This window comes from Pseudomonas sp. 51_B (assembly GCF_017491595.1).
GTDB lineage: Bacteria > Pseudomonadota > Gammaproteobacteria > Pseudomonadales > Pseudomonadaceae > Aquipseudomonas > Aquipseudomonas promysalinigenes.
The window spans coordinates 1-437 of record NZ_JAFGYW010000446.1 but is presented as its reverse complement, the minus strand read 5'-3'; the positions used below and the strand labels follow the sequence as shown (position 1 = coordinate 437).

Sequence of the window (437 nt, the reverse complement as noted above, 5' to 3'; positions counted from 1 at the left end):
GCGACAAACTTGCCCCACGCCGCCACTTCTTCCGAAGGCGCCACCGCCGGGTTGGCCGGGAATTCCTGGTTCACGTCAGCAAAAATCTTCTGCGCCTCAGGCGTGGTCATCCATTCGACCAGGGCCTTGGCCGCTTCCGGGTGCGGTGCATGTTTGGTCAGGCCGATGCCCGACAGATTCACATGCACACCGCGATCGGCCTGATTCGGCCAGAACAGCTTCACCGGCAATTCAGGCTTCTGCTTGTGCAGGCGACCGTAGTAGTAGGTGTTGACGATGCCAACGTCGCACTGCCCGGCGTTGATCGCTTCCAGCACTGCAACGTCATCGGAGAACACGTCAGTGGACAGGTGGTTGACCCAGCCCTTGAGGATTTTCTCGGTCTTCTCGGCGCCGTGGACTTCGATCATGGTCGCGGTCAGCGACTGGTTGTAGAC

Annotated in this window: 1 protein-coding gene; it reads right to left on the bottom strand. The window is 60.2% G+C overall.

Annotated features, from left to right (window positions below; translation table 11 throughout):
* Nucleotides 1-437, bottom strand: a 437-nt coding sequence (locus J5M56_RS25655; RefSeq protein ID WP_207938143.1) for an extracellular solute-binding protein, incomplete at both ends; no start/stop codon positions are given.